A 21,433-nucleotide genomic window follows, 5' to 3' on the forward strand; every position below is an offset into this window, starting at 1 on the left:
TGATTTTGACTGCAAAATATGCAGGCTTATTATTTTACTACCTCTATTTTGACATCAATTTCAATTCCGTCTATGTCAAACTTCTCTCCTCCGCCTACACCATTAGATTCCAGCGTCAATGCTTGTGTTTCTGTTTTGATATACTCGGCAAAATCTGATATCGCAGCGCTCATCATATCGTCACTGGTAGCGTACCTAATAGAGATTTTATCCTGTACCTCCAGGCCTTGATCTTTTCTGAGGTTCTGAATTCGGTTTACCATATCACGGCTCAACCCCTCTTTTCGAAGATCCTCGGAAATAGTGATGTCTAATGCCACAGTTAAGCTGCCTTCAGAGGCAACAAGCCATCCTGGAATATCCTGCGAGGTGATTTCCACATCCTCCAACGACAAATTGATTTTCTCCCCTTCAACCTCGATCTCATAGTTTCCATCTCGTTCGATTGCAGCGATTTCATCTTTACCAAACCCATTGATGATGCCTGTGATAGCTTTCATCTTTGGCCCATATTGCTGACCTAGCTTACGGAAATTTGGTTTGATGTTTTTAACCAAAATACCTGAAGCATCATCTATATACTCCACCTCCTTCACGTTGATCTCAGTTTTGATCAACTCTTCCACTGCCTCTATGCGTTCCTTCACCTCTGGTTTCAGAATCGGGATAAGCACCTTCTGCAATGGCTGTCTCACCTTGATTTTTTCCTTCTTTCTAAGTGAGTGAACCAAAGAAGAAACGCCCTGAGCATAATGCATGCTCTCTGTCAAGGCCATGTCAATTTTGTGTTCATCCGCTTTAGGCAACAGGCTCAAATGAACGGATTCAGAGGCCTCACCATTACTCTCAGTCAGATTTTTATATAGCCATTCAGCATAAAATGGGGCAATAGGACTCATGAGTTGTGAGGTCACCGCAAGACACTCGTGGAGTGTTTCGTAAGCGGACTTTTTATCTCCATTCAGTTCACTTCTCCAAAACCGTTTTCTTGACAAACGAACGTACCAGTTGGAAAGCTGATCGTTGACAAAATCCTGGATAGCACGGGCCGCTTTGGTAGGCTCATAATCCTCGTAAAATGAAGTCACATCTTTAATCAGGATCTGTAGTTCAGAGATAATCCAACGGTCAAATCTAGGACGATCAGCCACTGGTGTTACATTCCCATCTTCCATTTGGAAACCGTCAAGGTTAGCATACAAAGCAAAGAAGGAGTACGTGTTTGTCAGTGTCCCAAAAAATTTACGCTGAACCTCTGCAACTCCATCAAGGTCAAATTTCAGATTGTCCCATGGGTTGGCATTGGCAATCATGTACCATCGGGTAGGGTCTGCCCCGTATTGTTCCAATGTCTCAAATGGGTTGATTGCATTACCCAAACGCTTGGACATCTTGTTACCATTCTTATCCAGCACAAGTCCGTTGGCGATCACATTCTTGTAAGCCACCGAGTCATTCAATAATACGGCAATGGCGTGCAAGGTGAAAAACCAGCCACGAGTTTGGTCTACTCCCTCAGCGATGAAATCTGCCGGGTAATTCGCTTGATATGTTTCTTCGTTTTCAAACGGATAGTGCCACTGAGCATATGGCATGGCACCAGAGTCGAACCACACATCAATCAGGTCTGGTTCACGCATCATTTTCTTACCAGAGTCGCTGACCAAAATCACATCATCCACATAGGGTCTATGTAGATCAAAATCTTTCGGGAGGTCTGCATCCATGAAGCCCGCCTCAGCCGATTTGTGCACTTCTTTCTCCAGCTCTTCGATGCTGCCAATGCATTTCATCTCCGTGCGATCTTCTGTCACCCAGATTGGAAGAGGTGTTCCCCAGAATCTGGATCGTGACAAGTTCCAGTCTACCAGATTTTCTAGCCAGTTTCCAAATCGCCCGGTTCCGGTAGATGCTGGCTTCCAGTTGATGGTTTTATTTAGCTCAACCAATCGATCTTTTAACGCAGTGGTTTTAATGAACCAGGAATCCAGCGGATAGTACAACACAGGCTTATCCGTTCTCCAGCAGTGCGGGTAGGAGTGCTCGTATTTCTCGACCTTGAATGCCTTATTGTCCTCTTTTAGCTTGATGGCAATTAAGACATCCGTCGGCTTAAAGTCCGGATCTTTTCGCTCTTCATCGCTGTAGTACTCTTCCTTAACAAACTTTCCGGCAAAGTCTGTCACCTCGACCACAAACCTTCCCTGCTTGTCAACGAGCGGAACATCCTGACCTTTTTCATCTTTCACCATCACGGATGGCACTCCCGACTGTTGGGTTACTCTAAAGTCGTCCGCACCAAACACAGAAGCCGTGTGCACAACGCCTGTACCGTCCTCGGTAGAGACAAAATCACCAGGGATCACCCGGAAGGCTTTCTCCTCTAGCTCTGAATTGGTCACGTAAGGCATCAATTGCTCATATCGAACTTCAACGATATCCAACCCTTTGAAGTCCTGAACTACTTCAAAAGGAATAAGTTTATCTCCAGGGTTATACTCGCTGAGTGAAACCTCTTTTGCCTTTTCCGAAAAAAACTTACCTAAAAGGTCTTTGGCAAGGATTGCAGAGATTGGCTTGCCGGTATACTGATTAAAGGTTTTAACCTTCACGTAATCGATTTTCTCACCCACTGCCAAGGCGCAGTTTGATGGGAGCGTCCATGGCGTGGTTGTCCAGGCAAGAATTCTCACATCCTCATTTTCATCTTCAAAAAGAAATGAAGAGTGTTCATCCCTCTTCACCTTAAACTGGGCGACAACAGAGGTATCCTTAACATCTCGATAGGTGCCAGGCTGGTTCAGTTCGTGAGAACTCAAACCTGTTCCTGCTGCTGGTGAGTAAGGCTGAACCGTATATCCTTTATAAAGCAGGCCTTTATCAAAAAGTCTTTTTAGCAGATTCCAGACAGATTCTATGTACTCTTTTTCGAAAGTGACATATGGGTTATCCAGATCCACCCAATAGCCTATTTGACGAGTAAGGTCATCCCACTCCCCTTTAAATTTCATCACTGCTTCCCGACACTTGGCATTGTAGTCTTCTACAGATATTTTCTTCCCGATATCATCCTTTGTGATGCCGAGTTGTTTTTCAACCTGCAACTCAACAGGAAGACCATGTGTATCCCAGCCTCCTTTTCTTTTAACCTGAAAGCCTTGCAAAGTTTTATACCGGCAAAATATATCCTTTACCGTACGAGCCATCACGTGATGAATACCTGGGGTGCCGTTTGCAGAGGGCGGGCCTTCGTAAAAGGTGAAGGTATCATTACCCTCACGGGTGGATACAGACTTGTCAAAAATCTGCTGGTCCTCCCAAAAATTGAGGATGTCTTTAGCGATTTCTGAATAGCTGACTTTCTTAAATTCAGGATATTTCACGGTACGATAAACTAAAACTTAACTTGATTTTTTATTCTTTTTATTGCCTTCATCATCCTCATCGATTCCTTCTGCAAGCTCAGGTACACTTTCAATTAGCGGATGCTTCGATTTATCACGCTTACCACTGTCGAACTGAAGTATCAGTGCTGGTAATACCACAACATTTGTGATCATAGCAAAAAACAAAGTAATGGAGGTGAGTTTACCCAATGCAATGGTTCCACCAAACTCAGAGAGCACGAAAATGATAAATCCGAAAAATAGAATGATGGAGGTATAGATCATACTTGATCCGGTCTCACGAATACTTTTACTTATTGCCTTTGATACATCAAACTTATGAGCAAAAAGCTCCTGTCGGTATTTGGCTAAAAAGTGAATTGAATCGTCTACAGATATCCCAAAAACGATACTGAATATCAGTGCAGTACTCGGCTTTAATGGGATACCAAAATAACCCATGATACCTGCAGTGACTAATAGCGGAATGATATTCGGTATGATCGAGATGATGATCATCTTGATGTTGCGGAAAAGCAGACCCATAATCAGTGCGATAATGAAGAAGGCTATGATCATCGAGGTTAACAGGTTTTCAATCAAAAACTTGTTGCCCTTGATGAACATCAATGTTGTTCCAGTGAGGTTTACGTCCATCTTAGAGTCTACAAAGATCGAGTCAATCTTTGGTGCGATCACTCCGTTGACCAGCGAGTCGAGTCTGTTGGATCCTATATCTGCTATCTTTAGTGAAATCCGTAAATAACGACTGGTGGAATCCACGAAGGACTGTGAGATGTCTTCTGTTTCCCCCTCACTCAGATAACGAATGATGAATGCCATGTCCCTATTAGTTGGAAGCGAATAGAAAGCAGGACTCTGGTTGTAAAATGCTTGTCGCGCAGCTTTGGCAAAGCTCACCACTGATACAGGCTGTGAAATGTAATCGATGGAGGAAATGAATGATTCGAATTCATCAATCTTTCGAAGATTGCGAAGGTTCTGAACGCCTTTTTTTGCCCCTGTATCTACGATTATCTCAAGCGGCATTATGCCACTAAAATTCTGCTCAAAAAAGTGAAGATCCTTTTTCAAGGGACTGTTTTCAGGAATGTCATCAACCATGTATGACACTGCTTTGATCTGGCTAAGTCCATATGCTGAAACTGCGGCCACCGCAATGGTGATAGCGAAAATGGCCGGCCTTAATTCATGAACGATATCATCCAGCCAGCGGATCACTGAATCCAGCATCTTAAACTTTAAATGCTTGAGATGCTTTTGGGTTGGTGGTTTGTATAGGGAGAATACACCAGGTATCAGAATAATACTCACCACGAAAGTGGCCATGATATTGATTCCTGCTACAATACCAAATTCAACCAATACATTGATCTGAGTGGTGGCCAAGACAAAAAATCCCACCGCTGTTGTGAGGTTGGTGATGAAGGTCACCACCCCAATTTTTCTAATGATTCTGCTGAGCGCCTTCATTTGATCACCATGCTGGCTAAACTCGTGGTGATATCTGTTTAGCATGTAAACACTATTGGGGATACCTATAACCACAATGATTGGTGGGATTAGGCCTGTAAGCAATGTGATTTTATATTCTAACAGGGCAAGAGTTCCCATTACCCAAATCACAACCACACCAATAATGATCAGGGGAAAAAATACTGCTTTGAACGACCTGAAGAATAGGAAAAGTATAATTCCAGTCACCACCAAAGAGAGCACGAGGAACATGTTCAGCTCTGCTTTAACTTTGCTCGTGGTGATAGATCTTGAGTAGGGCAAACCGGCAAAGTGCACGTCTACATTACTCGCTTCTTCAAATCTTTTTCCAGCATCAATGATGTTATTAACCAGCTGATCCCGGTTTTTTGAGTTAAGAATCTCTTTTTTAATTGTAATCAATATCAGCGTGGCGCCATTGTCAGAGTTGATGAGCTGTCCGCTGTAGAACTTTAAACTGGCTGCACCCTGAAGAAGACTATCAAGTTCTTCTTGTGTCTTCGGGATTCCTGCAAATATCGGCTGCAGTTCGAATGCCCTTTTTTGATTGTTCTTTTCCAGTTTTTGAAGGTTCGGAAGTCCTAGAACATTCCGTATTCCCTCCATCTCTTCTAGCTCTGTGGTGAGCTCACTGAATTTCTTAAATGTCTCTAATTGGTATACAGCACTATCCTGTACGCCAAGAGCCATGATATTTCCATCCTCTCCGAATGTTTTACGGAATTGTTTGAAATACACCATGTCCGGGTCTTTTTCCGGCACAATGTTGGCCAGGTCATAAGACCATTTGATGTTCTGAGACTTATACCCCATGAAGACCGTCACCAAGGCCAGAATGACCATAAGCGTGACACGAAAACGAAGGATGTTATGAGCGAGTTTGGACCACATAATAAAATAGTGCGCAAAGGTAATGAGATCAGGCTTAGGGGCAAGATTTTCAGCGGTTTATGATACCCTTAGCAAGTAGTATGTTTTCAGGCTTTCAAACGGATGCCTTGTTCTGTAAATGAATTTTTTTTATGAGCCATTTTATTGGTTGAAACTTGACTTACTAAAAATCTGATTCAATTAGATTTATTAGGTATAAGTAATGATTAAGTTTTTTGAACGCTTCTTGATAGCCGAACCACTGTATCTTGGTTATATTCGGTCTAAACCTAACCACTTTATGAAGAGAATTTGCATCATTTTAGTACTTGCAGTATTTCACTACTCTCACGGCCAACCGCAATCTCAAAGTAACCACGCACTGGACTCAATGAAACAAATGCTTGTGGTTGAGGAGAATTTATCATCAAGGTATTTCCTTTATCAAAATATTATTAATCATTATGGACATGGACCTTATGATTCTTTATGGAAATACGTAAATGAAGCTGTTAATTATTTTCAACAGAAAGAAGCCCTTAAATTTCAGTATGCCTCAAACTTCCTGAAAGCTCGGACCTTTTATGATGTTGGGTTGCTGGATTCAGCAAAAGCTTGGTATAAAAAAGCAAAGCATTATGCCAGTCAGATAGAGGGCAGTGATAAAGCAGCACGAATAGATTCTCAAATCGCTTGGATTTATTTAGAACAAGATAGCCTCTTTAAGGCTCTTGATTATGCTAAGCGAACAGAACTTGCTTTTGAGAATAGCAATAATGTAAGTTTCCAAAGATCTATCTATCACTTACTGTCTAGTTTAATGCATAAAATGCAGCGATATTCGGATATGCTTGCATATGTCCGCAAGTCGTACAAGTTGGCACAAAATAAGACTGACAGTCTAGTATCTTATCACAATTTTTATGGTCCCTTGATACTCCTTAAGAAGTATGATAGCGCCAAACTAGTCTTAGATTCTGAACGAGCATTGGTTGATGAAGGGTCGGCGAATCACTTTCTACTGCTTGTAAACTATTCACATCTTTATCTGGAGGAAGATTATAAGGGCTATGATCCGGCGAAAGCTCTGAATTATCTGGAGGAGGTTCGGAGCTACGATTATCTTCATTTATATGCAAATCGATCAGATTCTTTGAATTTCCATATTAATGTTGCCATAGCCCATCTATCCCTAGGACATCCACAGAAAGCAGAACCCCATATTGCTGCTTTTAAGGAATTAACGAACAAGACGAACAGCAAGGTAAACGAGTACAAATATTATTGGATACTAAGTAAGTACTACGCTGGTCTTAAAGATTTTGAAAAAGCCTATGATTATCACGTTAAGTATAAGAAATTAAAAGACAGCTATTCAAATGCGAATATTCAGAATCAGCTTTATATGCTATCTCGGAGCTATGAATTAGAAAAAAGAGATTCCAAAATAGAAGCTTTAAATATGGAAAAAGAAATCCAAAGACTGGAGGCAAGTACATATTTGAAGCAGCGTAATGCATTCCTCGCTTTCGCAGGTCTTTTTCTGCTAGGAGGTATTGTCATTACCAGACAATCTTTGTTGCGAAAGAAAACCAACGGTTTATTAACAGAAAAAAAACATCAGTTAGAAATTGCTATAGAAGATAAAGAAACTCTCTTAAAGGAAATCCACCACCGAGTCAAAAATAACCTACAGGTAATTTCTAGTTTACTAAATCTTCAAGCGGAAAATCTTTCCTCTGAATCGGCTTTAGAGGCCATTACCGAAGGGCAAAACAGAGTGAAAACCATGTCTTTGATCCACCAACGATTATACCAGACAAATGATTTAAGAGGAGTGGATGTATATGATTATCTAAAAAACCTGATTCCACAATTAATTAATTCCTTTAATCTGGATAGCAAAGAAATAGATTACAAAATTGATGTAAGAAATATGAAGCTGGATGTTGATACATTAGTGCCATTAGGCTTAATAATCAATGAATTGGTCACCAATAGTTTAAAATATGCGTTTGAAGAAATGAGCACCGGAATCATCGAACTTACCATGAGAGAAAAGAACGACAAACTTCATGTCAGAATCAAAGACAATGGGAAAGGATTGGACAAAACAGCTTTGGAAAGCAGCAATTCATTTGGATGGAAAATGATTGCTTCCTTATCTAGAAAACTGAAAGCTGAACTGAGTATACTTAATGAGGATGGTACCGTCATTGATATTATGATTGACCGATTTAAATTGGTGCTGTAGGTGTTGATCAACCGCTAGGCATTTGGTATCATTTACTCAAACAAATCAGCCCTTCGCTAAAATCTTCTTTTGACCATCAGTTGTTTATGAGATCTTCATAGTACAATTCAAACAAAACTATGATGCTAATGAAAAATATATTAGCAATACTGGTGATTATTACTATAGCCAGTTGTAATGAACAATCGATGGGGCCCAAGGAAGAAATATTAAATCCACAAAACGAAATTTTGGCAGGAATGACGATGGTTATAAGTTTTGAAGAACTGATTAACACGACGGGATCTTTCAGGGTTATTGATCTGGGTAACAACCACTTGTTTTTTCTAGATGGCCAGGCTGCCTGTCCAGAGGAACAAGAAGAGGAAAATTACGCCTTGGTTGATGTTAGTGACTTATCAAATCTGCGTGGAGTATTTATAAATAATGATGGAGTAGAATTTTACGTAAATGAAGGTGAAATCTATACCGTTTACTTATCAGAGGTTGATCTCACGCATGACAGATTTTGTGTTACTTATCCGGATGTCCAAGAATTTACGTGTGGGATTGGTAAGCAATTTTGTGTAGTTACGACTATGGATTGCTATCAAAATGGAGTATTGATAAGTAGCAGTATCATTGAAGTTGGACCGTGCACTCCCTGTGACTCTTCCGGAGGAGGTGGAAATGACGATCAAAAGCCCTGGAACATCTTGTGTTACATAGGTCTTAAGGTTTAAAGGGGCACTACTTTAAAAAAAAATTATAGCAGCAATATTTATATGCTGCTATACCTCTTTTAGTTATAACCTAGACCACATTAATTCATATTGTAAATTGATTTAATTGTTTCTCGTTATAAATTGGTGGCATGAAGAAGTCATCAATTTTGATTGTTGAGGATGAGCCACTCATTGCGGATGACATTGCACGCATTCTAAAGAATCACGAATATATTGTTACTGCGATTGTGGATGAATCATTAGCAGCATTGAAGTCTGTTGCTGAAAAAGTTCCTGATGTCGCACTGTTAGACATCAACATTGAAGGAGATGTTGATGGAATCGAGCTGGCTCCCAGGTTGAGAGTACCCTTCATTTTTCTGACTTCTTATTATGATCAATCTACGCTCAATCGAGCAAGAGCAGTTAATCCCTCAGGCTATATTGTGAAACCCTTTAATGAAAACGACCTGATCGCCAACATTGAAATAGCTACGTTAAAATCCAAAGGAAATGTGATAACCAAGTCTGAGCCCGTAAAGCTTTTTGTTCGCAAAGACCAAGAGATTTTGTCACTGAATTCTGATGAGATTATCTACGCGGAAGCATTCGATAATTATTCTATTGTGCATACAGAAAAGAACAAATACATCATCAGTCATACTCTGAAAAGTGTGGAGGAGAAATTACTGCCATTGGGATTTATTCGCATTCACCGTTCTTATTTGATCAACTTTGAAGCTATTGATTCCATATCTGAAGGCATGGTTTTTTTGAAGGGTCATCAGGTACTTATTGGAAAATCCTATCGAAAGGACTTCTTTGATAGATTATCAATGCTGTAGTTAAGGAAACATTAAGTCAAATTTCTAAATAAAGACTTCCATTTGACTAATTTTATTTAAATCAAAAAAAGCTAGCCATGCCTAAAATCAGAATTAAATCCGTCCAATGCACCACTCCGGATGAAATTGATAAGGATGAAATGTACCTGAAAATGGACGGTCACAAAATTTGGCCGGAGGGCGAAAGATATCATCGTGTAGATACCGGGGATGTAGAGCAAGTAGATCTAATTTTAGATGTGAAAGAGGGATGGAATGAAATTGAAGTCTGGGATTATGACTATGTGAGCCTGAACGACAAGTTGGGCGTTTTTAAATTCAAAGTAGATGATACACCAGGGAAATATTCAACCTCAATGACCTTATTAGAGAGGGATAGCACTGCAAGCTATCTGATGTTTTGGGAGATCTTGGATCAAGATGGTAAGTCTGTTGATGATTAGACAGGCAATCTGTACCCCTTTATCGTTTTGTAAAGTCTCACGGCGTGAGAATCAGTGAGCCCGCTTATGAAGTCAATGACAATTTGCAACGCCTCGTAGACTGATTTCGAATCCGCTAATTGAACCTCATACTCTTCCGGGAGTAACCTTAAAATCGACTTGTGTTTTGGAAGGGGTTTCTCAAATTGGTTGGCGTAGACCGCAGTGGCAAAAACTTCAATCAGGTTATCGATGACTTCATATCCACCAGCCTCTTTTTCAAGCACCAATTTGGAGCGATAGATTTTCTCAATAGAGAGGTCAATGATTTTTTTCATGGCAGGAGCTGAGCGGATAAGGCTTGTCAAATCGGTATCGAATGATCCTTTGAGCATTTGCTCCTCATTCGCAATAAAAGCATCTGAACATTCCTGAATAAGCTGATTGATGGCTAATGCTCGTAGTGTCCCTAGTCGCTCATTCTGTGACGCGATCTTCTGGACTTTCTCCTCAGAGAAAGAGTCGCCAATTATCTCCGCCAGAAGTTCTTTTACCGTTTCAAACGGTACCAGTCCCAACCGACAGCCATCTTCCAGGTCAATGATATGATAGCAGATGTCATCTGCTGCTTCTACCAAAAATGCGAGGGGGTGCCTGCACCATTTTCCACCTCCAAGAGAGACCAGCCCCATTTCAGTTGCCATCTCATCAAACAAGGTGGCATTACATTGGTAATAACCGAACTTCTTTTGGCTTTTCCTTCCCTTTTCTTTTTCACAAGATGATGAAAGCGGATACTTGGTAAAAGCTCCTAGTGTAGCGAATGTGAGCTTCAGCCCCCCATTACCTTTACCATTCAGAATACGAAGACCTTGTGCATTTCCTTCAAAAGTGGTCAGGTCTTTCCATTCTTTCTCAGACACTTTTTCTTTAAAGAATTGACCCTTTTCATTGGTCAGGAAAAATGACGAAATGCTGTCTTCTCCCGAGTGTCCAAAAGGTGGATTTCCTAAATCATGAGCCAGGCAAGCCGCCCCAACAATTCCTCCAAAATCATGTATGGTATAGCCGGACTTTCTCAATTCAGGATACTTTTCCAATAGGTGTGTTCCGGCATTCTTGGCCAGAGACCGGCCTACTACGGCTACTTCCAGGCTATGAGTGAGACGTGTGTGTACGAAATCATCTTCCGGAAGAGGGAAAACCTGGGTCTTATCCTGTAGCTTTCTGAACGGGTGTGAGAAAATGATACGATCATAATCCTGATCGAACCTGCTACGTGTTTGATCATGAGCGATTGTATGGGTTTCTCCCGGACGCATGTGAGATAAAAGTTGAAGCCAGTTCATGATGAAAAATTAGGTGTTTTCTAGTAAAACCGGATCTTGCCGTAGCAATCGACAAAGCGTTCGATAGGTTTTTGGATGCCTCTCATTGAACTCGATTGGACGCTCAAAAAAATTCTCTACTGCAACGGCAAAAAATTCTTCGTTGTTTGCGCTTCCATACTTACGGAAGAAGTTTTCGGTTCCAGCTTTAATTTCTTTCATGGTGTGCGATGCACGTGCTTCCCACTCTTCCAATACTTCCTGATTTAGAAAATTGTACTCCTCATTCATGATTCGGTTTTCTAACCGGAGGGCATGCGCCATTTCGTGAAGCCCCAGGTTTCTGCCGTCAGGCTCCAAATAGCCTTCAACAAAATATTTCCATGAAAGAACGATGGATTTTGCTCTTGGATTAACCTCACCCTTATGATGCTTTTGATTGGCTTTGCTGTAGAATGTCTCAGGGTAGATAAGGATATACCTAAACCAACTTAGATTGACTTTTGGAAACCCGAAGGTAAGCTGAACAGCGGAAGCTGATATCAAGACTTTCATTTCCCAAGTCACACGTTCCATTTGCCTTGGAATGAACTTTTTTGAACTGATGAAAAGAGCCACCCTTCGTTCAAAAATCTTCTTAGAATTTAGTGGTAGCTTTTGATAGAACTCAAAATTCTTAAGAAGAAAATCTTTGTGCTTGGCGCTCAGGAAAAATGCAGGAAAAAGCGTTCCGGTCTGATTAAATCGAATGACCCATCTTGCAATAAATGGAATTAATAGGATGAGTAGTAACTCCAAGGACTAGATGTTTTTTAGTAGATGCTTTAGGTCTACCTTTTCATGTAATTTTTGGATTAGTTCCTCAACGGATACACGCTCCTGACTCATCGAATCTCTTTCTCTAATGGTCACCGTATTGTCTTCTAATGTTTGGTGATCTACAGTAACGCAGTACGGAGTGCCAATCGCATCCTGCCTTCTATATCTCCTGCCGATCGCATCTTTCGCATCGTATTGCAATGAAAAATCAAAACGAAGTTCATTCAGAATTTCTTCCGCTTTTTCAGGTAACCCATCCTTATTTACTAAAGGAAGAATAGCCACCTTATTTGGTGCCAAAGCAGGTGGAATTTTAAGAACGGTTCGTTCGCTTCCATCCTCTAGCTTTTCTTCTGTATATGCAGCTGACATTATCGCAAGGAACATTCGGTCCAAACCAATGGAAGTTTCCACTACATAAGGCACGTAGCTTTCATTTGTGTTTTGATCAAAAAACTGCAGCTTTTTACCAGAGTGTTTTTCATGAGCTATTAAGTCAAAATCCGTTCTGGAGTGGATTCCCTCTAGCTCTTTAAAGCCCATTGGGAAGTTGAATTCAATATCTGCTGCAGCATTTGCATAATGAGCCAGGTTGATGTGGTCATGGAATCGGTAATTTTCATCACCTAGCTCAAGCGCTTTGTGCCAGTTGATTCGTTTCTCCTTCCAGTGCTCGTACCATTTCATTTCATCACCTGGCTTCACAAAAAATTGCATCTCCATCTGTTCAAACTCTCTCATTCTGAAGATAAATTGGCGAGCGATGATTTCATTTCTAAATGCTTTACCTATTTGGGCTATTCCAAAAGGAGGCTTCATCCGAGCGGTTTTCTGAACATTCAGATAGTTGACAAAAATACCCTGAGCAGTTTCCGGGCGGAGATAAATTTTTTCAGCACCGTCCGCCAATGAACCCAATTCTGTTGAAAACATCAAATTGAACTGCCTTACATCGGTCCAGTTTTTTGAGCCAGAAACCGGATCAGCAATTTCCAGTTCTTCAATCAGAGCTTTAACATCTGCCAGATCTCCTGAGCCAAGGGCATTACCCAGACGGTCTTCAATGGACTTTATTTTTTCTTTGTATCCTACTACCCTTGGGTTCGTCGAGGTGAATTGCTCCTCATCGAAGGCATCACCAAATCGCTTGGCTGCCTTCTTTACTTCTTTTTCAATTTTTCCTTCAACCTTGGCGATATACTCTTCAATCAATACGTCTGCTCTGTATCGCTTCTTCGAATCTTTGTTATCAATCAAAGGGTCATTGAACGCATCCACGTGACCTGAAGCCTTCCATGTGGTAGGGTGCATAAAAATGGCAGCATCAATTCCCACGATGTTTTCGTGCATACGTACCATGGCTTGCCACCAGTATTCCTTGATGTTGTTTTTCAATTCAGATCCATTCGGACCATAATCATACGTGGCGCCTAGTCCATCGTAAATGTCACTGGATGGGTAAATAAAACCGTATTCTTTACAGTGCGAAACAATATTTTTTAATGATCCTCCGTCTGGTGTATTGCTCATAGCCCGCAAAGATATATTTCCTTCAATCTTTTGAGATCAGTTGGCTGGCTTTTTGTGTAAATTCAAAAATGTCTCTTGGCATACATCTAGCTATCTTAATAGGTCGTGTAAGAATCTGAACAGATTGAAAGTACGTTAGTTAGCTAGCTAAATCGAATCCATTATGAAAATTACACTTGCACTGCTCACGTTTTTATTTGCTCATTTAGTCTTCTCACAAGCTGGAGTATCTCACAAGTCATATGATGAATTGCTTCAGAAATATGTGAACGAAAAAGGCATGGTCGATTATAAAGGATTGAAGGCAGATCGCCCGAAGCTGAAATCTTACCTGAGCATTGTGGAAGCCAATCCTCCGGAAAAAACGTGGACAAGGGATCAGAAGCTGGCTTATTGGATCAATGCATACAATGCATTTACATTGGAATTGATTTTAGAGCATTATCCGGTCGAGAGTATTAAGGACATTGGCTCCACAATTAAGATCCCTTTTGTGAGCACTGCCTGGGACGTCAAATTCATCAATATTGGAGATGAAGAATATGACTTAAATAATATTGAGCATGGAATAATCAGGAAAGAGTTTGATGAGCCTCGTATTCATTTTGCTTTGGTATGCGCGGCTGTTTCATGCCCAAAGTTGCAACGAAGAGCCTATGTTCCTGAAAGACTGGATGAGCAATTGACCCGGGCAACAAAAGAGTTCTTAGCAAACCCCTCAAAGAATGAGTTTAAGGATGCCGATTCAGCCACTCTTTCAAAGCTGTTTAATTGGTATGGTGGAGATTTTAAGAAAAATGGGACTTTAATCGAATATGTAAATCAATATGCCCCGGTAAAATTGAGCAAGAATGCCGATATCAATTGGAAAGATTACAATTGGGCATTGAATGAGCAGTAATAAAAAACCCTGCATGGAGATGCAGGGTTTTCATTTATGAGATTTTGTCTCGTCCTGAAATAGCGTTACACAAAAGAATGTGTAATGAAGAAATATGTAAAGCGGACTCAGAAAGACTATAGTCTAACACTCAAGCTACAAGTAGTCAAAGAGATTGAATCAGGTGAGCTATCCACGAAAGCGGCTCAGCGCAAGTATGGAATCCAAGCCAGGTCAACAGTGATGAACTGGTTGCGAAAGTATGGTAGTTTTGATTGGGAGAATCAAACACCCTCCAACATGCCTAAAACACCAGAACAGAAGGTTATGGAGCTGGAAGCAAAAGTGAAGCTGTTAGAGAAACAGAAAAAGCTTCTGGAGCATCAGGTAGCGCAAGCAGATAAGAAGTCAATCATTTTTGATATGATGATTTCACTGGCAGAGAAGGAATATTCCATTCCTATCCGAAAAAACTCTTTACCCGAACAGTCGACCTCTACAGAGAACGATACGAAGAAAGCCTGACGGCTACCTGTAGACTGTTTGGGGTAAGTAGACAGGTTTATTACCGAGCAATTCATTCAAGAAAACGTAGACAAGCTACTGCTCAGAAAGTTATTGAGATGATCAAAGAAATACGCATAAAACAGCCCAGGGTTGGTACCAGAAAACTGTACCACCTTTTGAAGGGTGAGCTGATGGAGTTAGGAGTTGGAAGAGATCGGCTCTTCAGCATCTTAAAGGCTAATCACATGCTTATTGAACCCAAAAGAGGGTATCATGTGACGACTGACTCCCATCATTGGTTCAGAAAGCACCCTAATCTCATTGAAGAAATGACTCCAGTCAGACCCGAACAAATATGGGTGTCTGATATCACTTATGTTGGCAATCGGGATTATCCTATGTATCTGGCTTTGATAACCGATGCGTATTCAAAGAAGATTGTAGGGTTCAATCTCTCCGATTCATTGAAAGCAAGAGGGGCTTTGAAAGCTCTGAAAATGGCTGTCAAACAAAGAAACTATCCTAATCAACCGTTGATCCACCACTCAGATAGAGGCTTCCAGTATTGCTGCGACCAATACCAGCAAGCTTTAAAGCAAAACAATCTGGAATGTAGTATGACCGAAAGTTATGACCCTTATGCTAATGCTGTAGCTGAACGAATCAATGGAATAATCAAGCACGAGTTCTTACTTGATTATCAATTAAGCCTGACTGATATGAATCAATTAGTCAGGGAAAGTATTAATACATACAACAGGATAAGGCCTCATTCCTCTTGTCAGATGAAAACACCAATAGAGATGCATCAACAATGTGAAATAGAAATTAAAACCTATAAAATGAAAAAGAGTAGCAGGTCAATACCTACTACTCTTTAAACTTGATTTATTTTTATCCTAAACCTGTAACGTTTATTTAGGACGGGTCATTTCTCTGTATTAATTGACAATTTTTCTACCGACACTGTGGTATTCAAAGCCCAACTCCTTCATTTGGTTTAGGTCATACAGGTTTCTTCCATCGAAGATCACTTTGTTTTTCAATGCACCAGAAATTTTTTCGAACTCAGGAGTTCTAAAGATTGGCCATTCCGTCATGATCATCAATGCATCGGCATTTTCAAGCGCATCATATTGGTCATTCGCGAAATAAATATCGTCACCAAATACTCCCTTGACATTTTCCATCGCCTCCGGATCATACGCTTTCACATCTGCACCAAGGCTCAAAAGTGTTTTAATGTTTTCTAAGGCGGGTGCTTCTCTGATGTCATCTGTGTATGGTTTGAATGCCAATCCCCAAACAGCGATTGTTTTACCTGAAAGATCACCATTAAAGTATTCTTTCAAAGGAGTAACAAGTTTCTGCTTTTGGTTTGTATTGACTGACATTACAGAATTAAGAATCTTGAAATCATAATCTACCTCAGAAGATGATTTGGCAAGTGCCTGTACGTCTTTGGGGAAGCAACTTCCTCCATATCCGATTCCTGCAAATAGAAATCTGTTACCAATTCTTGAATCAGTACCGATCCCTTTTCTGACCTTATCAACGTCAGCACCCATTAATTCGCACAGGTTGGCGATCTCATTCATGAAAGTGATTTTGGTTGCAAGGAATGAGTTGGCAGCATATTTGGTAAGCTCAGCAGATCTCACATCCATGAAAATAATCGGGTTTCCTTGTCTTACAAATGGGGCATATAACTGCTCCATTAGCTTAATGGACTTTTCTGATTCAGCACCAATCACCACCCTATCAGGTTTCATGAAGTCATCCACAGCAACGCCTTCTCTTAAAAATTCAGGATTGGATACTACTTCAAAATCTACTTTTGCTCCTTCTTTTACTTTTGCTGTTACTTTTTCAGCTGTTCCAACCGGAACGGTACTTTTATCAACAATTACTGTGAAATCCTCAAGCATCGGCCCTAAATCCTCGGCTACTTTCAATACATATTGAAGGTCAGCAGAACCATCCTCTCCGGGAGGGGTAGGCAATGCCAGGAAGATAATCTTTGCTCCTTTGATTCCATCTTCCAGGCTGGTAGTGAATTCCAGTCTGCCTTGTCTAACGTTTCTTTCGAAGAGTGCCTCTAGTCCAGGCTCGTAGATAGTGATCTGCTTATTTCTAAGTTTTTCAACTTTCTTCTCATCGATATCTATGCAGGTAACATGATTGCCGGTCTCCGCAAAGCAGGTTCCAGTGACCAGCCCAACATATCCAGTTCCAACAACTGCTATTTTCATTTGGTGAATTGTTTATTTCTTAACGGGGCGCAAAACTAAGGCTTGTTTGGTTACCTAAGTATTAACAAACCTATTTTTAGACGAACAACATTAGTAATTTTGCGTTCCCATTAAAGCAAACGTTTTAAAATATGTCAACAGCAACATTAACCGCACCTCAAGAGGTAAATGAAAATAAAGAAATGATCGCCCAAATGGTTCGAGACTTTTGTGCCAAAGAGATCGAGCCAAACAAAATGGAGTGGGACGAGACCCAGGAATTCCCTAAAGATGTCTTCCATAAAATGGGTGAACTGGGCTTACTTGGTGTCTTGGTTCCGCAAGAGTACGGCGGAGCTGGTTTTGGCTATCATGAATATGTTACTGCGATCATCGAGCTTTCAAAAGTAGACGGGTCCATTGGCCTTTCCATGGCTGCTCATAATTCGCTTTGTACAGGGCATATTTTACAGCATGCCAACGAAGAACAAAAGAAAAAATACTTACCAAAACTAGCTACAGGAGAATGGATTGGCGCCTGGGGTTTGACTGAGCCAAATACAGGATCAGATGCCGGAAACATGAAAACAGTTGCTGAGAAGGATGGTGACGAATGGGTGCTCAATGGAGCTAAAAATTTTATTACACATGGAAATTCAGGGGAAGTGGCGGTAGTAATAGCGCGAACAGGTGAGCCAGGGAAATCCAGAAATGCAAGTGCTTTTATTGTGGAGCGATCCAACCCTGGATTTAAGCAGGGAAGAAAAGAAGATAAACTGGGGATGAGGGCTTCTGAAACTTCAGAAATGATTTTCGAAGATTGCAGAATTCCTGCTGGGAATCTAATTGGTGAAGTAGGTGATGGGTTTGTGCAGGCATTGAAAGTGCTGGATGGTGGTAGAATATCCATTGCAGCGTTGGGTTGTGGAATTGCTGAAGGAGCCCTTAATGCAGCGATTGCCTACTCTCAAGAACGTGAACAGTTTGGCAAGTCAATCGCCAATTTCCAGGGCATTTCCTTTAAGCTAGCAGATATGGCAGTAAAAGTGGAGGCTGCAAAACTGCTGACTTATCAAGCTGCTGAGCTTAAAAATCAGGGAAAGAATGTGAATAGAGAGTCTGCAATGGCTAAGCTTTACTCCTCTGAGATAGCAGTTGAAGTGGCTAATGATGGAGTTCAAATCTTTGGGGGCTATGGCTACACTAAGGATTATCCAGCTGAGAAATATTATAGAGATGCTAAACTCTGCACCATTGGTGAGGGGACATCAGAAATACAAAAAATCGTAATTTCCAGAACCTTATTAAATCAATAATTGTAAGGCAGTAAAATAGCTGCTATATTTGCGGCCCAATTAAAAAATCTGAAATGTTAATAATCAACGTTAAAGAGAACGAATCGATAGACAGAGCACTGAAGAGATTCAAGAAGAAATTCGAGAAGACAGGAGTACTAAGAGAGCTTAGATCCCGAACACACTTCAAAAAGCCATCTGTGGCAAGAAGAGAAGAGATCATCAAAGCGAAGTACATCCAACAGATCAGAGACGAGGAAAATAAATAATCCTTTCTCCTTCATCTTCACCTAAGATTTTAATAAGTTAGTAATCACCTCAAAACCAGAGGTGATGCTGCTTATGGTGGAGACCTTCCTAAAATATCTTTCCTTCGAAAAACGCTACAGTCAACACACCGTTGAAGCTTATCGGAAAGATCTCCTGCAGTTTACGGAATTCTTAAATACTGATTATGAAATCAGTAACCTATGTGAAGTAAAGCACCCACAGGTGCGTGCATGGGTTGTTAACTTGATGGATGATGGGTTATCTCCAAAATCTGTCAACAGGAAAATTGCTACACTCAAATCTTATTATAAGTTTTTGCTGGCAAGAGACTATCTGGAGGTAAACCCTACTACTCAAATCAAGCCGCTTAAAACCCAGAAAGATCTTCCCTCATTTGTAAAGGAGGAAGAGATCACAGACCTTCTGGATCGGGTGGAGTTTTCACCTGATTTTTCCGGCCAAAGGGACAAGCTCCTTCTCGAGCTTCTTTACTCCACAGGGATTCGTTTGGCCGAGTTACAGGGCCTTAAGGAGACCGATGTTAATTTTTATGAAAATACCATCCGTGTATTAGGAAAAAGGAACAAAGAACGCATCATCCCCATAGGGAATTCGTTAATACAATTGATAGGGAGCTATCAAAACCTAAAAAGAGAAATGGGCATGAAGGAGGATGTATTAATGGTTACCGACACAGGTAAAGAGCTATATCCCATGTTCATTTATAGAAAGGTTAAAGCGTATTTAAGCGCGGTTACAACTTTAAGTAAAAAGAGCCCACATGTGATGAGGCACACTTTTGCAACTCACTTACTAAACAAAGGGGCAGACTTGAATGCAGTCAAGGATTTACTGGGACATACCAGCCTGGCTGCAACACAGGTTTATACCCATAATTCAATAGAAAAGCTAAAGGCCGCCTTTGATCAGGCACACCCTAAGGCTTAATGTATAACCTTTAAACGTGACAGACATGAAGTTACAGATGCATTCCATTCACTTCGACGCAGATGTTAAGCTGCTCGATTTCATCCAGAAGAAAGTTGATAAGTTGGAGACTTTTTATGACCGGATCATCGATGGTGAGGTTTTTCTCCGTGTGGAAAAAGACAACTCCAATGAAAATAAAATAGTAGAAATCAAATTGAATGGACCTAAGAACCAGTTCTTCTCTAAAGAGAAGGCACGTTCATTTGAAGCAGGTGTAGATGCAGCTGTAGAAGCCCTCAGAAGGCAGCTGAAGAAGCATAAGGAAAAAGTAATGGCTCATTAAGTAAATAGTTTAGCCAAATAAAAAGCCCCATTTGCAAATCGCAGATGGGGCTTAACTTTTTTAGTGCTCAAATCAGCTTTTCCATTTGATTGTGCATCCAATTGCACGTTTTTCGGTTACCGCAGGCTTATTGCCAGCCTTGATCGCTTTGATCGCATCCTCTACATATGTCTCAGAAACATCAGTCGGATCATTTGGGCTATCATCAATTGCACCAATAAACTCAACTTTATATTTTCCGGAAGACTCTTTGTTCAGCACATATACATGAGGAGTTTTAGTTGCGCCAAAAGCTTTGGCTACTTGCTGACTGTCATCTCTCAAGTAAGGAAAAGTATATCCCTTATTACTGGCTCTTTTCTTCATTTCTTCCATGGTATCACCTGGTTGTTGCTTCACATCATTGGGATTTATTGCGATAACCGGGAATCCCTGACTTGCAAATTTTTTGTCAAGGTCTATGATTCTGGATTCATAGGCTTTTGCGTAAGGGCATGTGTTGCAAGTGAAAATCACAATAAAGCCTTCAGCATTATTGTAGTCAGCCATCGAAATCATTTTGCCATCGATGTTGGGCAATTTGAAGTCTTCAGCATAGTCGCCTACTCCGTATCCGGCTAATGGTTCAGAGGCATTCATAAAAAGTACAGCCACAACAGCCATAAGGCCTACAATAAGAATAAATGTTCGTTTCATGGTTTTGGACATTTGTTAGTTCAAATATTTTTCAACTGTTTTTTCCAGCTCTTCTTTAGTAAACGCTTTTTCATGGAAATACGTTTTCCCTAGGTCGGTCACAAATAGTGTTGCCGGAATAGCACCTGACCAGTCCTGACTTACTTTGCTCATGTAGTCATCAGGATCTTTTTCATCAAGGAAAAGAACATTAGACTTTAATGATTTTTTGGCAACAAATTTCTTTACCCGATCCAACTCACTTTGAAAATCAATACTAACCAGATACACCTTTATGTTTTGGTTTTGATTTTCGAGATTATCAAAGTGAGGAAGCTCTTTGATGCAAGGCCCACACCAGGTGGCCCAAAAATTAAAAACGGTCAATGGAGCATCGGTGTAAAGCATCTTTTTTTGCAGGTCGGCAAACTTTACAACTTCCACTTCCTGTGCAGAAAGTTGAATAGATGCAATGATGCATAAAGCCAGAGCTAGTCGTTTCATCATAAGAAATACGAAATTACTACATTCAGGTTTTCTCTAAACAAGGAATAAAAATTGATTTTGTACAAAACAAAGATTGCTGACCATAGACGATCTGTTCTTCTTTCATTTTGGTAATTCCC

The 21,433-nt window shown here is 40.6% G+C and carries 19 protein-coding genes; 11 read left to right on the forward strand and 8 right to left on the reverse strand.

From position 1 onward, the window contains the following. Positions 1 to 29: 29 nt before the first annotated feature. Together ileS and ACP14Y_RS10265 are read right to left on the reverse strand one after the other, a co-directional pair. Positions 30 to 3,383, reverse strand: coding sequence for an isoleucine--tRNA ligase (gene ileS / locus ACP14Y_RS10260; protein ID WP_424962869.1), 3,354 nt, complete (start codon positions 3,381 to 3,383; stop codon positions 30 to 32). Positions 3,384 to 3,401: 18 nt separating this feature from the next. Then, a complete protein-coding gene (locus ACP14Y_RS10265; RefSeq protein ID WP_424962870.1) occupies positions 3,402 to 5,795 on the reverse strand; it encodes an efflux RND transporter permease subunit in 2,394 nt (797 codons plus the stop codon). Positions 5,796 to 6,075: 280 nt separating this feature from the next. Here ACP14Y_RS10265 and ACP14Y_RS10270 point away from each other — a divergent pair, with 280 nt between their 5' ends. From ACP14Y_RS10270 to ACP14Y_RS10285, 4 genes are all read left to right on the forward strand, one after another. After that, entirely contained in the window at positions 6,076 to 8,028 is a 1,953-nt protein-coding gene (locus ACP14Y_RS10270) for a histidine kinase dimerization/phosphoacceptor domain -containing protein (RefSeq protein ID WP_424962871.1), read from the forward strand. A gap of 128 nt (positions 8,029 to 8,156) precedes the next feature. Continuing rightward, positions 8,157 to 8,750: a hypothetical protein gene (locus ACP14Y_RS10275; protein WP_424962872.1), complete on the forward strand. Its 594-nt coding sequence runs from the start codon at positions 8,157 to 8,159 to the stop codon at positions 8,748 to 8,750. Between the two features lie 131 nt (positions 8,751 to 8,881). After that, complete coding sequence (locus ACP14Y_RS10280) at positions 8,882 to 9,577, forward strand: LytR/AlgR family response regulator transcription factor (RefSeq protein WP_424962873.1); 696 nt, start codon at positions 8,882 to 8,884, stop codon at positions 9,575 to 9,577. Between the two features lie 77 nt (positions 9,578 to 9,654). Continuing rightward, positions 9,655 to 10,020, forward strand: coding sequence for a hypothetical protein (locus ACP14Y_RS10285; RefSeq protein WP_424962874.1), 366 nt, complete (start codon positions 9,655 to 9,657; stop codon positions 10,018 to 10,020). Here ACP14Y_RS10285 and ACP14Y_RS10290 read toward each other — a convergent pair. The 3 genes from ACP14Y_RS10290 to ACP14Y_RS10300 are packed head-to-tail and all read right to left on the reverse strand — an operon-like array spanning position 10,017 to position 13,676. Next, positions 10,017 to 11,348 carry a deoxyguanosinetriphosphate triphosphohydrolase gene (locus tag ACP14Y_RS10290; protein WP_424962875.1) on the reverse strand — a complete coding sequence of 444 codons (1,332 nt, stop codon included), beginning with the start codon at positions 11,346 to 11,348 and terminating at the stop codon, positions 10,017 to 10,019. The genes ACP14Y_RS10285 and ACP14Y_RS10290 overlap by 4 nt on opposite strands. Positions 11,349 to 11,357: 9 nt before the next feature. Next, positions 11,358 to 12,125 (reverse strand): zinc-dependent peptidase, encoded by a 768-nt coding sequence (locus tag ACP14Y_RS10295; RefSeq protein ID WP_424962876.1) that lies wholly within the window; start codon positions 12,123 to 12,125, stop codon positions 11,358 to 11,360. A 3-nt stretch (positions 12,126 to 12,128) separates the two neighbouring features. Further along, entirely contained in the window at positions 12,129 to 13,676 is a 1,548-nt protein-coding gene (locus ACP14Y_RS10300; protein WP_424962877.1) for a glycine--tRNA ligase, read from the reverse strand. A gap of 163 nt (positions 13,677 to 13,839) precedes the next feature. Between ACP14Y_RS10300 and ACP14Y_RS10305 the strand changes: the two genes are divergently transcribed. The 3 genes from ACP14Y_RS10305 (at position 13,840) to ACP14Y_RS10315 (ending at position 15,944) form a co-directional block, all read left to right on the forward strand. Beyond that, positions 13,840 to 14,577: a DUF547 domain-containing protein gene (locus tag ACP14Y_RS10305; RefSeq protein ID WP_424962878.1), complete on the forward strand. Its 738-nt coding sequence runs from the start codon at positions 13,840 to 13,842 to the stop codon at positions 14,575 to 14,577. Between the two features lie 84 nt (positions 14,578 to 14,661). Beyond that, on the forward strand, positions 14,662 to 15,081 hold the full coding sequence (locus tag ACP14Y_RS10310; protein ID WP_424961088.1) for a transposase: 420 nt from the start codon (positions 14,662 to 14,664) through the stop codon (positions 15,079 to 15,081). Positions 15,082 to 15,095: 14 nt separating this feature from the next. Beyond that, positions 15,096 to 15,944: an IS3 family transposase gene (locus tag ACP14Y_RS10315; protein ID WP_424964413.1), complete on the forward strand. Its 849-nt coding sequence runs from the start codon at positions 15,096 to 15,098 to the stop codon at positions 15,942 to 15,944. A gap of 60 nt (positions 15,945 to 16,004) precedes the next feature. Here ACP14Y_RS10315 and ACP14Y_RS10320 read toward each other — a convergent pair whose 3' ends face one another. Beyond that, positions 16,005 to 17,315, reverse strand: a complete 1,311-nt coding sequence (locus ACP14Y_RS10320; RefSeq protein WP_424962879.1) for a UDP-glucose dehydrogenase family protein — start codon at positions 17,313 to 17,315, stop codon at positions 16,005 to 16,007. A gap of 131 nt (positions 17,316 to 17,446) precedes the next feature. Between ACP14Y_RS10320 and ACP14Y_RS10325 the strand changes: the two genes are divergently transcribed. From ACP14Y_RS10325 to hpf, 4 genes are all read left to right on the forward strand, one after another. Beyond that, positions 17,447 to 18,610, forward strand: a complete 1,164-nt coding sequence (locus tag ACP14Y_RS10325) for an acyl-CoA dehydrogenase family protein (RefSeq protein WP_424962880.1) — start codon at positions 17,447 to 17,449, stop codon at positions 18,608 to 18,610. Positions 18,611 to 18,663: 53 nt separating this feature from the next. Continuing rightward, complete coding sequence (rpsU, locus tag ACP14Y_RS10330; RefSeq protein WP_349565705.1) at positions 18,664 to 18,858, forward strand: 30S ribosomal protein S21; 195 nt, start codon at positions 18,664 to 18,666, stop codon at positions 18,856 to 18,858. Between the two features lie 73 nt (positions 18,859 to 18,931). After that, positions 18,932 to 19,807 (forward strand): tyrosine-type recombinase/integrase, encoded by an 876-nt coding sequence (locus ACP14Y_RS10335; protein ID WP_424964433.1) that lies wholly within the window; start codon positions 18,932 to 18,934, stop codon positions 19,805 to 19,807. Between the two features lie 25 nt (positions 19,808 to 19,832). After that, entirely contained in the window at positions 19,833 to 20,132 is a 300-nt protein-coding gene (gene hpf / locus ACP14Y_RS10340; protein ID WP_424962881.1) for a ribosome hibernation-promoting factor, HPF/YfiA family, read from the forward strand. A 72-nt stretch (positions 20,133 to 20,204) separates the two neighbouring features. Here the strand turns inward: hpf and ACP14Y_RS10345 are convergent, their stop codons facing one another. After that, positions 20,205 to 20,828 carry a thioredoxin family protein gene (locus tag ACP14Y_RS10345; RefSeq protein WP_424962882.1) on the reverse strand — a complete coding sequence of 208 codons (624 nt, stop codon included), beginning with the start codon at positions 20,826 to 20,828 and terminating at the stop codon, positions 20,205 to 20,207. Between the two features lie 15 nt (positions 20,829 to 20,843). Further along, a complete protein-coding gene (locus ACP14Y_RS10350) occupies positions 20,844 to 21,314 on the reverse strand; it encodes a TlpA family protein disulfide reductase (RefSeq protein WP_424962883.1) in 471 nt (156 codons plus the stop codon). Positions 21,315 to 21,433 lie beyond the last annotated feature (119 nt).

It is taken from the genome of Ekhidna sp. (assembly GCF_965247405.1).
In the GTDB taxonomy this organism is placed as follows: domain Bacteria; phylum Bacteroidota; class Bacteroidia; order Cytophagales; family Cyclobacteriaceae; genus Ekhidna.

Excerpts from the sequence above, each read along its gene's own strand:
- ACP14Y_RS10270 (WP_424962871.1), top strand. The coding sequence starts at position 6,076 with ATGAAGAGAATTTGCATCATTTTAGTACTTGCAGTATTTCACTACTCT.
- ACP14Y_RS10305 (WP_424962878.1), top strand. The coding sequence starts at position 13,840 with ATGAAAATTACACTTGCACTGCTCACGTTTTTATTTGCTCATTTAGTC.
- rpsU (WP_349565705.1), top strand. The coding sequence starts at position 18,664 with ATGTTAATAATCAACGTTAAAGAGAACGAATCGATAGACAGAGCACTG.
- ACP14Y_RS10350 (WP_424962883.1), bottom strand. The coding sequence starts at position 21,314 with ATGATGAAACGACTAGCTCTGGCTTTATGCATCATTGCATCTATTCAA.
- hpf (WP_424962881.1), top strand. The coding sequence starts at position 19,833 with ATGAAGTTACAGATGCATTCCATTCACTTCGACGCAGATGTTAAGCTG.
- ACP14Y_RS10290 (WP_424962875.1), bottom strand. The coding sequence starts at position 11,348 with ATGAACTGGCTTCAACTTTTATCTCACATGCGTCCGGGAGAAACCCAT.
- ACP14Y_RS10310 (WP_424961088.1), top strand. The coding sequence starts at position 14,662 with ATGAAGAAATATGTAAAGCGGACTCAGAAAGACTATAGTCTAACACTC.
- ACP14Y_RS10285 (WP_424962874.1), top strand. The coding sequence starts at position 9,655 with ATGCCTAAAATCAGAATTAAATCCGTCCAATGCACCACTCCGGATGAA.
- ACP14Y_RS10275 (WP_424962872.1), top strand. The coding sequence starts at position 8,157 with ATGAAAAATATATTAGCAATACTGGTGATTATTACTATAGCCAGTTGT.
- ACP14Y_RS10325 (WP_424962880.1), top strand. The coding sequence starts at position 17,447 with ATGTCAACAGCAACATTAACCGCACCTCAAGAGGTAAATGAAAATAAA.
- ACP14Y_RS10265 (WP_424962870.1), bottom strand. The coding sequence starts at position 5,795 with ATGTGGTCCAAACTCGCTCATAACATCCTTCGTTTTCGTGTCACGCTT.
- ACP14Y_RS10300 (WP_424962877.1), bottom strand. The coding sequence starts at position 13,676 with ATGAGCAATACACCAGACGGAGGATCATTAAAAAATATTGTTTCGCAC.
- ACP14Y_RS10345 (WP_424962882.1), bottom strand. The coding sequence starts at position 20,828 with ATGAAACGAACATTTATTCTTATTGTAGGCCTTATGGCTGTTGTGGCT.
- ACP14Y_RS10320 (WP_424962879.1), bottom strand. The coding sequence starts at position 17,315 with ATGAAAATAGCAGTTGTTGGAACTGGATATGTTGGGCTGGTCACTGGA.
- ACP14Y_RS10335 (WP_424964433.1), top strand. The coding sequence starts at position 18,932 with ATGGTGGAGACCTTCCTAAAATATCTTTCCTTCGAAAAACGCTACAGT.
- ACP14Y_RS10280 (WP_424962873.1), top strand. The coding sequence starts at position 8,882 with ATGAAGAAGTCATCAATTTTGATTGTTGAGGATGAGCCACTCATTGCG.